At 65.6% G+C, this 12,270-nt stretch carries 11 protein-coding genes; 10 read left to right on the forward strand and 1 reads right to left on the reverse strand.

What is annotated here, in order from left to right:
- The first annotated feature begins 10 nt into the window (after nt 1-10).
- The 10 genes from murD (at nt 11) to lpxC (ending at nt 11,613) form a co-directional block, all read left to right on the forward strand.
- The gene (murD, locus tag A3CW_RS0135560) at nt 11-1,528 is read left to right on the forward strand and encodes a UDP-N-acetylmuramoyl-L-alanine--D-glutamate ligase (protein ID WP_028207788.1); all 1,518 of its coding nucleotides are present in this window, start codon (nt 11-13) and stop codon (nt 1,526-1,528) included.
- A complete protein-coding gene (gene ftsW, locus A3CW_RS0135565; RefSeq protein WP_028207789.1) occupies nt 1,525-2,790 on the forward strand; it encodes a putative lipid II flippase FtsW in 1,266 nt (421 codons plus the stop codon). The genes murD and ftsW overlap by 4 nt, the downstream gene beginning before the upstream one ends.
- Complete coding sequence (gene murG / locus A3CW_RS0135570) at nt 2,787-3,890, forward strand: undecaprenyldiphospho-muramoylpentapeptide beta-N-acetylglucosaminyltransferase (protein ID WP_028207790.1); 1,104 nt, start codon at nt 2,787-2,789, stop codon at nt 3,888-3,890. The genes ftsW and murG overlap by 4 nt, the downstream gene beginning before the upstream one ends.
- The gene (gene murC, locus A3CW_RS0135575) at nt 3,887-5,281 is read left to right on the forward strand and encodes a UDP-N-acetylmuramate--L-alanine ligase (RefSeq protein ID WP_028207791.1); all 1,395 of its coding nucleotides are present in this window, start codon (nt 3,887-3,889) and stop codon (nt 5,279-5,281) included. Before murG ends, murC begins: the two co-directional genes overlap by 4 nt.
- 5 nt (nt 5,282-5,286) lie before the next feature.
- Nucleotides 5,287-6,240 carry a D-alanine--D-alanine ligase gene (locus A3CW_RS0135580; protein ID WP_028207792.1) on the forward strand — a complete coding sequence of 318 codons (954 nt, stop codon included), beginning with the start codon at nt 5,287-5,289 and terminating at the stop codon, nt 6,238-6,240.
- 60 nt (nt 6,241-6,300) lie between these two features.
- The gene (locus tag A3CW_RS0135585; protein ID WP_028207793.1) at nt 6,301-7,056 is read left to right on the forward strand and encodes a cell division protein FtsQ/DivIB; all 756 of its coding nucleotides are present in this window, start codon (nt 6,301-6,303) and stop codon (nt 7,054-7,056) included.
- A gap of 27 nt (nt 7,057-7,083) precedes the next feature.
- Entirely contained in the window at nt 7,084-8,316 is a 1,233-nt protein-coding gene (ftsA, locus tag A3CW_RS0135590; RefSeq protein WP_028207794.1) for a cell division protein FtsA, read from the forward strand.
- 142 nt (nt 8,317-8,458) lie between these two features.
- Nucleotides 8,459-9,661: a cell division protein FtsZ gene (gene ftsZ / locus A3CW_RS0135595; protein ID WP_028207795.1), complete on the forward strand. Its 1,203-nt coding sequence runs from the start codon at nt 8,459-8,461 to the stop codon at nt 9,659-9,661.
- A 265-nt stretch (nt 9,662-9,926) separates the two neighbouring features.
- Nucleotides 9,927-10,436, forward strand: a complete 510-nt coding sequence (locus A3CW_RS0135600; protein WP_028207796.1) for a peroxiredoxin — start codon at nt 9,927-9,929, stop codon at nt 10,434-10,436.
- A 259-nt stretch (nt 10,437-10,695) separates the two neighbouring features.
- The gene (lpxC, locus tag A3CW_RS0135605) at nt 10,696-11,613 is read left to right on the forward strand and encodes a UDP-3-O-acyl-N-acetylglucosamine deacetylase (protein ID WP_028207797.1); all 918 of its coding nucleotides are present in this window, start codon (nt 10,696-10,698) and stop codon (nt 11,611-11,613) included.
- An 88-nt stretch (nt 11,614-11,701) separates the two neighbouring features.
- On the opposite strand, the gene A3CW_RS0135610 is transcribed toward lpxC, so the two are convergent.
- A complete protein-coding gene (locus tag A3CW_RS0135610; protein WP_028207798.1) occupies nt 11,702-12,175 on the reverse strand; it encodes a DUF721 domain-containing protein in 474 nt (157 codons plus the stop codon).
- Between the last annotated feature and the right edge of the window lie 95 nt (nt 12,176-12,270).

Below are 12,270 nucleotides of genomic sequence, written 5' to 3' on the forward strand. Positions count from 1 at the left end.
GAAGCAAGCGATGTTTGGCGAGAAGTTTCGGGATCGGCAAAAGCCGATGGTGCTCGTGCTGGGACTCGGGGAATCGGGTCTCGCGATGGCGCGCTGGTGCGCGCGGCATGGTTGCCGCCTGCGCATTGCCGACACGCGCGAAGTGCCGCCCAATCTTCCCGAACTCGCCGCGCGTGGCATCGACGCCGATTTCGTCGGCGGTCCGTTCACGACGGCGCTGCTCGACGGCGTGGAACTCGTCGCGATCAGCCCGGGCCTCTCGCCGCTCGCCGAAGATCTCGTGCCGCTGATCGCGGCGGCGCGCGAGCGCGGCGTCGAAGTGTGGGGCGAACTCGAACTCTTCGCGCAGGCGCTGCGCCATCTCGGCGAGAGCGGCTACGCACCGAAGGTGCTCGCCATCACCGGCACGAACGGCAAGACCACCACGACGAGCCTCACAGGCATGCTCTGCGAGCGCGCGGGCAAGCGCGTCGCGGTGGCGGGCAACATCAGCCCGGCCATGCTCGACAAGCTCGCCGAAGCCATCGACAACACTGCGCTGCCCGACGTCTGGGTGCTCGAACTGTCGAGCTTCCAGCTGGAGACGGCGCACACGTTCGAGCCGGACGCCGCGGCGGTCCTCAACATCACGCAGGACCATCTCGACTGGCACGGCGGCCTCGACGCCTACGCGGCCGCGAAGGGCCGCATCTTCGGGCCGCGCACGACGCGCGTGCTCAACCGCGACGACGCGCGCGTCATGTCGCTCGCGAGCGTGAAGGCGAGCGGCGACGCGAAGGTCGTGACCTTCGGCCTGAACGAACCCGAGAACGACGGCGACCTGGGTCTGTTGCGCGAGAACGGCATGCAGTGGCTCGTGCAGGCGCACGATCTCGATGCGGCCGACGTGCCTGTGTCCCCGCGTCGCCGCAAGCAGCAGGAAGCGGCGCCCGTGAATCTCGGCATGAAGCGCCTCATGCCGGCCGACGCCCTGCGCATTCGCGGTCTGCACAATGCGGCCAACGCGCTCGCGGCGTTCGCGCTCACGCGCGCGATCGACCTGGCGCCCGCGCCGCTTCTGCACGGCCTGCGCGAATATCGCGGCGAGCCGCATCGCGTGGAGCTGATCGCATCGATCGACGGCATCGACTACGTGGACGACAGCAAGGGCACGAATGTGGGCGCGACGGTCGCGGCGCTCGACGGCCTCGCGCAGCGCGCGGTGCTGATCGCTGGCGGCGACGGCAAGGGCCAGGACTTCGATCCGCTCGCAGCGCCCGTGGCGCGCTGGTGCCGCGCCGTAATGTTGATCGGGCGCGACGCGTCGAAGATCCGCGCGGCGCTCGAAGAAACAGGCATCGCGATGAGCGACCACGCGACGCTCGAAGAAGCCACGCGCGCGGCGGCGGCGCTCGCGCAACCCGGTGACGTCGTACTGCTTTCGCCCGCTTGCGCGAGCCTCGACATGTTCCGCAACTACGCCCATCGCGCGGCTGTGTTCCACGACACCGTAGAAGAAATCGCCGCAGAACGGGGGACGATGATATGAGCTGGTCCGAGCGATTCGGTGCGCGCCTCTCGCGCGAAGACGGTCAGGCCGGCGGTTCGTCGGGCGGCGGCGCGCGCTCGGGCGGTCTTGCGAGCGTCGTCAACGGCGTGCGTCCCGGCCGCTCGCGCATGCTCGACTACGACCACTCGCTCCTGTGGGCCGTGATCGCGCTGCTCGGTCTTGGCGTGGTGATGGTCTACTCGGCCTCGATCGCCATGCCCGATTCGCCCAAGTACGCCTCGTATCGCGACTGGGCGTTCCTCGTGCGCCACATCGTTTCGCTCGTGATTGCCACGGTCGCGGCGCTCGTCACGTTCCGCATTCCGGTTTCCACGTGGGACCGCTACGCGCCGAAGCTCTTTCTGATTGCGCTCGCCATGCTCGTGGTCGTGCTGATTCCGCACATCGGCAAGGGCGTGAACGGCGCGCGGCGCTGGATTCCGCTCGGCGTCACGAACATGCAGCCGTCGGAAATCATGAAGCTCGCCGTGACGATTTACGCGGCGAACTACACGGTGCGCAAGCAGGAATACATGCACAGTTTCGCGAAAGGCTTCCTGCCGATGGCATTCGCCGTGGGCGTGGTCGGCGCGCTGCTGCTGCTCGAGCCCGACATGGGCGCATTCATGGTGATCGCCGCGATCGCCATGGGCGTGCTGTTCCTCGGCGGCGTGAACGGCAAGCTGTTCGGCGGCCTCGTGGCCACGGCAGTGGGCACCTTTACGCTGCTCGTGTGGGCGTCGCCGTGGCGCCGCGAACGGATCTTCGCGTACCTCGATCCGTGGGACGACCGCTACGCGCAGGGCAAGGCGTACCAGCTCACGCACTCGCTCATCGCGTTCGGTCGCGGCGAGTGGTTCGGTGTGGGTCTGGGCGGCAGCGTCGAGAAGCTCAACTACCTGCCGGAAGCGCACACCGACTTTATTCTCGCCGTGATCGGCGAGGAACTCGGTTTCGTCGGCGTGCTCATCGTGATCCTGCTGTTCTACTGGATCGTGCGCCGCTCGTTCGAGATCGGCCGCCAGGCGCTCGCGCTCGACCGCACGTTCGCGGGCCTCGTCGCCAAGGGTCTCGGCGTGTGGTTCGGCGCGCAGGCCTTCATCAACATGGGCGTGAACCTGGGTCTGTTGCCGACCAAGGGTCTCACGCTGCCGCTCGTGAGCTATGGCGGCTCGGGCATTTTGCTGAACTGCGTCGCGGTGGCGCTGCTGTTGCGTGTGGATTACGAGAACCGGGTCCTGATGCGCGGAGGCAAGGTATGACCGCAGCGACGCGCACGCTCATGGTGATGGCCGGCGGCACCGGGGGACACGTGTTCCCGGGGCTCGCCGTCGCGCATCGCATGGAGCAATGGGGCTGGCGCGTGGTGTGGCTCGGCAATCCCGCAGGCATGGAAGCGACGCTCGTGCCGAAGCACGGCATCACGATGGAATACGTGCGCTTTGGCGGCGTTCGCGGCAAGGGCATCAAGACCAAGCTGATGCTGCCGCTGAACCTGCTGCGCGCCTGCACGCAGAGCCTCGCGGCGCTGCGCCGCGTGAAGCCCGACGTCGTGCTCGGCATGGGCGGGTACATCACGTTCCCGGCGGGCGTGATGAGCGCGCTTTCGGGCCGCCCGCTCGTGCTGCATGAACAGAATTCGATTGCGGGTCTCGCGAACAAGGTGCTCGCGAAGCTGGCCAGGCGCGTGCTCGTGGCGTTTCCGGGCGCCTTGCCGAACGCCGAGTGGACCGGCAACCCGATCCGCGAAGCGCTCGAACACGTCGACGCTCCGGCGGCGCGCTACGCCTCGCGCAGCGGTCCGCTGCGCGTGCTCGTGGTGGGCGGCAGTCTCGGCGCCACGGCGCTCAACGAAGTGGTGCCGCGCGCGCTGTCGCTGCTTGCGCCGGAAGAGCGTCCGCACATCGTGCATCAGGCGGGCGCGAAGCACATCGACGTCTTGCGTCAAAACTATCTCGACGCCGGACTCGAGCTGAATGACACGGTGCAGCTCGTGCCGTTCATCGACGACATGGCGAGCGCCTACCGGAACGCGGACCTCGTGGTCTGCCGTTCGGGCGCAATGACGGTGGCCGAAATCGCGGCCGTGGGCGTGGCGGCATGCTTCGTGCCGTTCCCCTACGCCGTGGACGACCACCAGACCACCAACGCCGCGTTCCTTGCCGACAAGGACGCAGCACTCGTGGTGCAGCAACGCGACCTGACGGCGGAAGGGCTCGCCGACTGGTTGCGGCATCAGACCAGAACATCGCTGGCGGAAATGGCAGGGCGCGCTCGCGCGCTCGCGAAACCCGACGCCGCCGATCAGGTCGCGCGCATCTGCGCGGCCGTGGCGGGCGTAAGTGCGGGAGGAAAGCAATGAAACACATCGTCAAACATATCCATTTCGTTGGCATCGGTGGCGCGGGCATGAGCGGCATCGCCGAAGTGCTCGTCAACCTCGGTTATCAGGTAAGCGGCTCGGACCTCGCGAAGAACGCGGTCACCGATCGACTCGCCGCGCTCGGCGCGCGCATCGCGATCGGCCATGCCGAAGAGAACATCGAAGGCGCGAATGCCGTGGTCGTTTCGACCGCGGTGCGCAGCGACAACCCCGAAGTGCTCGCGGCACGCCATCGCCGCATTCCCATCGTGCCGCGCGCCGTGATGCTCGCGGAACTGATGCGTCTGAAGCAGGGCATCGCGATCGCCGGCACGCACGGCAAGACCACCACGACCTCGCTCGTGGCGAGCGTGCTGGCCGCGGGCGGGCTCGATCCGACCTTCGTGATCGGCGGGCGCCTGATCAGTGCGGGCGCGAACGCGCGCCTCGGCACGGGCGACTTCATCGTGGCGGAAGCCGACGAATCCGACGCATCGTTCCTGAACCTGTTCCCGGTGATCGAAGTCATTACGAACATCGACGCCGATCACATGGACACCTACGGGCACGATTTCGCGCGCCTGAAACAGGCGTTCATCGAGTTCACGCATCGGCTGCCGTTCTATGGCATTGCGGTGCTGTGCGTGGACGACCCGAACGTGAAGGAGATTCTGCCGTTCGTCTCGAAGCCGATCATCCGTTACGGCTTCGCGTCCGACGCGCAGGTGCGCGCAGTGAACGTGATCGCGCGCGAAGGCAAGATGCACTTCACGGTGATGCGCGAAGACGCGCCGTCGCTCGACATCGTGCTGAATTTGCCGGGCACGCACAACGTGCAGAACGCGCTCGCCGCGATTGCGATCGCGACCGAACTCGAAGTGAAGGACGCCGATATTCAACGCGCGCTCGCGGAATTCAACGGCGTGGGCCGTCGTTTTCAGCGCTATGGCGAGATTCCCGTCAACGGCGGCGGCGCCTGGACGTTGATCGACGACTATGGCCATCACCCGGTGGAAATGGCCGCGACGATCGCAGCGGCGCGCGGCGCGTTTCCCGAGCGCCGTCTCGTGCTGGCGTTCCAGCCGCACCGCTATACGCGTACGCGCGACTGTTTCGAAGACTTCGTGCGGGTGCTGTCGACCGTCGACGCGCTCGTGCTGACCGATGTCTATGCGGCTGGCGAAGCGCCGATCGTCGCAGCGGATGGCCGCGCGCTCGCTCGCGCGATTCGCGTGGCGGGCAAGGTCGAGCCGGTGTTCGTCGAGACCGTGGATGAAGTGCCGGAGGCGCTTGCCGCAGTGGTGCGCGACGGCGATGTGGTGATTACGATGGGCGCGGGTTCGATCGGCGGTGTGCCGGGCCGGATCGCAGCCCAGGAACAGAAGGCGTGAGCGACATGAGCAGTATCGATCCGAAGTTCGACCCGAAGCAGTTCGGCAAGGTGGCCGTGTTGTACGGCGGCGTGTCCGCCGAGCGCGAGGTATCGCTCAAGTCGGGCACGCTGGTGCTGCAGGCGCTGCAGAGCGCCGGCATCGACGCGCATCCGTTCGACCCGTCAGAACGCCCGCTTTCGGCGCTCAAGGACGAAGGTTTCGTGCGCGCGTTCAACGCGCTGCACGGCGGCTACGGCGAGAACGGCCAGATCCAGGGCGCGCTCGACTTCTACGGCATTCGCTATACGGGCACGGGCGTGCTCGGCTCCGCGCTCGGGCTCGACAAGTTCCGCAGCAAGCTCGTGTGGCAGCAGCTCGGCATTCCCACGCCGCCGTTCGAAGCGGTGCTGCGCGGCGACGACTACGCGGCGCGCGCGCCGCAGATCCTCGCGAAGCTAGGCCTGCCGCTTTTCGTCAAGCCCGCGAGCGAAGGCTCGAGCGTGGCCGTGATCAAGGTGAAGGCGGAAAGCCAACTCGTGCCGGCGCTCGAAGAAGCCGCGAAGTTCGACAAGATCGTGCTGGTGGAAAAAAGCATCGAAGGCGGCGGCGAGTACACCGCGTGCATCGCGGGCGACCTCGAACTGCCGATCATCAAGATCGTGCCGGCGGGTGAGTTCTACGACTACGACGCGAAGTACATCCTCGACACGACGCAGTATCTGATTCCCTGTGGTGTCGCGCCGGAGAAGGAAGCGGAACTGAAGAAGCTCGCGCGCCGCGCGTTCGACGTGCTCGGCTGCACCGACTGGGGCCGCGCCGATTTCATGATGGACCGGGCAGGCAACGCGTACTTCCTCGAAGTGAACACGGCGCCGGGCATGACCGATCACTCGCTGCCGCCGAAGGCCGCGCGCTCGGTAGGCATCGAGTATCGCGATCTCGTGGTGCGCGTGCTGGCACTCACGCTAAAAGATTGAACCCCTGATTAATCTCTGACCGACGAATTGCCGAACCGGAATTGAACCGACAATCTCGAAATGTGGAATAACGTACGCCAGCTCAACCTTGCCGCCAACGCGTTGCACGCGCTGCTCGCGCTCGCGCTGCTGGCGGCCGGCTGCTACTGGCTCGTGCAGCGCCCGAACTTCGCGCTGCGAGAGATCCGCATCGAGGGCGACATCGAGCACATCAATTCGCCCACCGTGCGAGCGAGCGTGGTCGGCCGGCTGAAGGGCAACTTCTTCACGGTCGATCTCGATACGGCGCGCGCCGCGTTCGAGCAGATGCCGTGGGTGCGTCACGCGAGCGTGCGCCGCGTGTGGCCCAACGCACTGGCTGTCACGCTCGAGGAGTACAAACCGCTGGGCACGTGGGGCAGCGATCAGCTCGTGAGCACGGACGGCGAACTGTTCACGGCGAACCAGGGCGAACTCGACGAAGAGTTGCCCGCGTTCGATGGTCCCGACGGCACCGCGCCCGAAGTGGTCGCGCGCTACCGCGACCTGGAGAAGTGGTTCGCACCGCTCGGGCTCACGCCCGACGAGGTGACGCTCTCGCCGCGTTACGCGTGGACGGTGAAGCTCTCGAACGGCATGCAGGTGGAGCTGGGCCGCGAGCGTAACGCCGACACATTGAGCGAGCGATCGCACCGCCTCATCGCGGCATGGTCGGCGGTGACGCAACGTTGGGGCAAAGAGATCGAATACGCGGACTTGCGTTATCCGAACGGGTTTGCGATAAGGGCGGCCGGCATGCGCTTCATCAGTGACACGCCCGCTCCGGGCAAGAAGTAACAGAACATCACACGCAACGAGCGCGATATGAGTAAAGACTATAAGGATCTGCTGGTCAGCCTCGACATCGGGACGTCGAAGGTGGTGGCCGTCGTCGCCGAATTGAAGGGCGAGGGCCACTACGAAGTGATCGGTCTCGGCCAGAGCGAATCGAAAGGTCTCAAGAAGGGCGTGGTGGTGAACATCGAGGCCACGGTGCAGTCTATCCAGAGAGCGCTCGAAGAAGCGGAACTCATGGCCGATTGCAAGATCACTAACGTATTCACCGGCATTGCGGGCAGCCACATTCGCAGCTTCAACTCGAGCGGCATGGTCGCCATCAAGGAGAAGGAAGTCACGCAGGCAGACGTCGCGCGCGTGATCGAAACGGCGAAGGCGATCAACATCCCGACCGACCAGCAGGTGCTGCATATCCTCACGCAGGAATTCATCATCGACGGCCAGGAAGATGTGCGCGAGCCGATCGGCATGAGCGGCATCCGTCTGGAAGTGAAGGTGCATATCGTGACGGGCGCGGTGAGCGCGGCGCAGAACATCGTGAAGTGCGTGCGCCGCTGCGGCCTCGAAGTAAACGACCTCATTCTGCAGCCGCTCGCTTCGTCGCTGGCGGTGCTGACCGAGGACGAGAAGGAACTGGGCGTGGTGCTCGTCGATGTCGGCGGCGGCACGACCGACATCGCGATCTTCAGCGAAGGCGCGATTCGCCATACCGCGGTGATTCCGATCGCGGGCGACCAGGTGACGAGCGACATCGCCATGGCGCTGCGCACGCCCACGCCCGACGCGGAAGACATCAAGGTGAGCTACGGCATCGCGAAGCAGGCCCTCGCCGATCCGGACGAGATGATCGAAGTGCCGGGTCTGGGCGAGCGCGGTCCGCGCACGCTGTCGCGCCAGGCGCTCGCCGCCGTGATCGAGCCGCGCGTGGAAGAGCTTTTCTCGCTCGTGCAGCAGGTGGTGCGCGAGTCGGGCTACGAAGAACTGCTGAGCTCGGGTGTCGTGCTCACGGGCGGCGCCGCGATGATGCCGGGCATGGTGGAACTGGGCGAGGACATCTTCCTGAAGCCGGTGCGCATCGGCGTGCCGGAATACGCGGGCGGTCTGGCCGACGTGGTGCGCAATCCGCGCTACTCGACGGCGATGGGCCTGCTCGTTGAAGGCCGCTCGCAGCGCATGCGCGGGCGCAAGGTTGCAGTGCAGTCGGGGTCGATGGGCCAGGTCTTTTCACGCATGAAGGACTGGTTCCTCGGCAGCTTCTAAGTACAGAAGTCGCAGGACAGAAGGCGAAGTACAAGCTTCGAAAAATCGCGCTGGTGACGGCGGCTAGCGCGCAGTGGAAGGTTGCCCGATCTTCCACTGGATAACGGCCGAGGAGCGGAATCTTTTTCTTGACGGAGGCAACATGGAATTCCAGATGCTGGAAACGGAAACCAACGGCACCATCATCAAGGTGGTAGGCGTTGGTGGTGCGGGCGGCAATGCCGTGCAGCACATGATTAACCGCGGCGTGCAAGGCGTCGATTTCATCGTGATGAACACGGACGCACAGGCGCTCTCGCGCTCGCGTGCATCGGCCGTGATTCAGCTCGGCAACACGGGCCTTGGCGCCGGTGCGAAGCCGGAGATGGGCCGCGCGGCGGCTGAAGAAGCCCGTGAGCGCATCGCCGACGCACTGCGCGGCGCGCACATGGTGTTCATCACTGCCGGCATGGGCGGCGGCACCGGCACGGGCGCAGCCCCGGTCGTCGCGCAGATCGCCAAGGAAATGGGCATTCTCACCGTTGGCGTGGTGAGCAAGCCGTTCGAGTTCGAAGGCGGCAAGCGTATGCGCGTGGCGGAAGCCGGCTCGCAGCAACTGGAGGATCACGTCGACTCGCTGATCGTCGTCCTGAACGACAAGCTGTTCGACGTGATGGGCGATGACGCCGAGATGGACAAGTGCTTCCAGTGCGCGGACGACGTTTTGAACAACGCCGTTGCAGGCATCGCCGAAATCATCAACGTCGACGGTCTCGTGAACGTCGACTTTGAAGACGTGAAGACGGTGATGGGCGAGCAGGGCAAGGCGATGATGGGCACGGCGACGGTTGCCGGCGTCGATCGCGCACGCCTCGCGGCGGAACAGGCCGTGGCGAGCCCGCTGCTCGAAGGCGTCGATCTGTCGGGTGCGCGCGGCGTGCTGGTCAACATCACGTCGAGCCGTTCGCTGCGTCTGTCGGAAACGCGCGAAGTGATGAACACCATCAAGAGCTATGCTGCGGAAGATGCGACGGTGATCTTCGGTGCGGTGTACGACGACGCGATGGGCGACGCGCTGCGCGTGACGGTGGTGGCAACGGGCCTCGGCCGTGCTGCGAAGAAGCAGCAAGCTGCGCCGATGCAACTGCTGCGCACGGGCACGGACAACCAGCCGATCCCGGCTCCGGCGGGCTCGTACGCACCGCAGCACAGCGGCCACGGCAACACGGCCGACTACGGCGCGCTCGACACGCCGGCAGTGTGGCGCACGTCGCGCGACACCGCGGCTTCGCACGTGCAAGCGCTGCAGGAAAAGGGCGTCGATACGTACGATATCCCGGCGTTCCTGCGCAAGCAGGCGGACTGACACGCGAGCCGATCTGACTGCGGCAGGGCACGCGTTGCCCTCGCCCGCAGACAGAGCGCGCGCGCTGCGTAGCAATGAAGGCGAGCAGGACCAGCAAGGCCGCATCCGCGAGGATGCGCGGCAGGGACGGTTGCCCGCCACGCGTCGAGCGTGGGGGACAGGCGCGGTGTCGCCCAACGAACCTGTGTCACCTTGGAGTACATCGTTGCCCAACATTGCACGACGCCGGCGCGACACGCTTGCGCATCGTTGCGAAGGACGAGTCATGATCAAACAGGGTGAAACGCTGCCCGAAGCGACCCTCTTCGAGTTCGTCGAAGACGCGCGCGAGGGCTGCACGCTGGGGCCTAACAGCTTCGACGTGCAAAAGGAAGCGGCGGGCAAGCGCGTGGTGATCTTCGGATTGCCGGGCGCATTCACGCCCACGTGCTCCGCGAAGCACGTGCCGGGTTACGTCGAACACTTCGACGCGCTGCGCGCGGCCGGTGTCGACGAGGTCTGGTGCGTGTCCGTCAACGACGCGTTCGTCATGGGCGCGTGGGGACGCGATCAGCGTACCTCGGGCAAGGTACGCATGATGGCCGACGGCAGCGCAGCGTTGACTCGTGCACTCGGACTGGAGCAGGATTTGTCGGCGCGTGGCATGGGAATCCGCTCCCAGCGCTATGCGATGGTGGTCGACGACGGCGTGGTCAAGACGCTGCACGTCGAAGCGCCCGGCAAGTTCGAAGTAAGCGATGCTGCGAGCATACTTGCCACGTTGACCCGCGCATGAGCGCGTTCGCGGGCGCGGCGTTGCCCTGATGCAACGCGAACCTGCGGCGCAATTGTGACAGGCGATTACGTGAGCCCAGCGGGCCGATCACCCCGGGAACGCCTCCGTTCCGGGTATCGGCCCGCCCTCCATCCCTGGTGGGTAACACAGGGAAACAGTTTGTCACGCCGGTGAAAACGACGGACTTGGCGCAACTGGAGTATAATTCGTGCTATGAATTAAAAAGTCCCGATTGGGATTTTCAATGAGCAAGAAGACCATGTTGAAGCAGCGAACCATCAAATCAATCGTGAAGACAGTCGGCATCGGCCTGCATTCGGGGCGCAAGGTCGACCTGACGCTCCGTCCGGCGGCGCCGAACACGGGCATCGTGTTTTCGCGCGTGGATTTGCCGACGCCGGTGGATATCCCCGCATCGGCGATGGCGATTGGCGATACCCGCCTGGCCTCGGTGCTGCAGAAAGACGGCGCACGCGTCTCGACGATCGAGCACCTCATGTCCGCCTGCGCAGGCCTTGGCATCGACAACCTCTATGTGGATGTGACCGCCGAGGAAATTCCGATCATGGACGGCAGCGCGGCTTCGTTCGTGTTCCTGATCCAGTCGGCGGGTATTGAGGAGCAGAACGCTCCGAAGAAGTTCATCAAGGTCAAGAAACCGGTGGAGATCCGCGACGGCGACAAGTTCGCACGTCTCGAGCCTTATTTCGGCTTCAAGCTCAAGTTCACGATCGACTTCCGCCACCCGGCCGTCGACAAGACGGGCCAGGCGCTCGAAGTGGACTTCGCGAATACCTCGTACGTGCGCGAAATCGCGCGCGCCCGCACGTTCGGCTTCGCGCACGAAGTCGAGATGATGCGCGAGCTGGGCCTCGCGCGCGGCGGCAGCATGGACAACGCCATCGTGCTGGACGAGTACCGCATTCTGAACAACGATGGCCTGCGCTACGACGACGAGTTCGTGAAGCACAAGATGCTCGACGCGATCGGCGACCTCTACGTGGTCGGCCATCCGCTGCTGGCGGCGTACGACGCCTACAAGTCGGGCCACGGCCTGAACAACGCGCTGCTGCGCGAACTGCTCGCGAATGAGGACGCTTACGAGATCGTCACGTTCGACGATCCGCAGAAGGCGCCGCGCGGCTTCGGCTACGAGGCGCAGACCGCTTTCGCTTGAGTCTCGAGCGCGATTTGGCAGTAAAAAGGGCAGCTTTATGCTGCCCTTTTTCTTTTTGCGCGGTTTCGTGAGATTTGAGCGCGCCGGATTAGCGCTTTTTCGTGTGGCGCGCCGCCATCTTCGCGAGGGCTGCCTGCAGCGGCGAGGCCTCCAGCGTGTCGCTCAGCGCCTGGAGCGCTGCCGCGCCCGCCGGTGTCATGCGCGCCTGCTTGGGCGGCGCGGGATCTTTCACGGCTTGCGGGCGCACGCGGATGCGCACGCTGTTCAACGCCCAGCCGCGCGCCTGCAGATCGGCCACGAGGCGCGGCTCCAGATGCCGCAAGCGCGCGGCGAGCGCGTTATGCGCAGTGAAAAGGGCCAACGTGCCGTCCTTGATGAAGCCGGGCTCGACGCTAGCCGCGAGATAGTCGGGCAGCAGCGCGTTCAGGTCGCGCTGGATGGCCGCGATCTGCTCGACGCCGGCGCGCAGCGGCGCGAACGCGTCCGTGCGGCTCAGCACTTCGGCGAGCGGCTGGGGGGCGCGTAGTCCCCTGGACCTTGAAAACGGCGAGAAACGGCTCATGTGGCGTATGGATGGGCTAGCGCGCAGGGACGGCGTCTCGTTGCTGAACGCGGGAAGCCCGACGCACTACGCGACTGCGATGCGGTCATTGTAGC

Source organism: Paraburkholderia nodosa DSM 21604, assembly GCF_000519185.1.
In the GTDB taxonomy this organism is placed as follows: Bacteria; Pseudomonadota; Gammaproteobacteria; order Burkholderiales; family Burkholderiaceae; genus Paraburkholderia; species Paraburkholderia nodosa.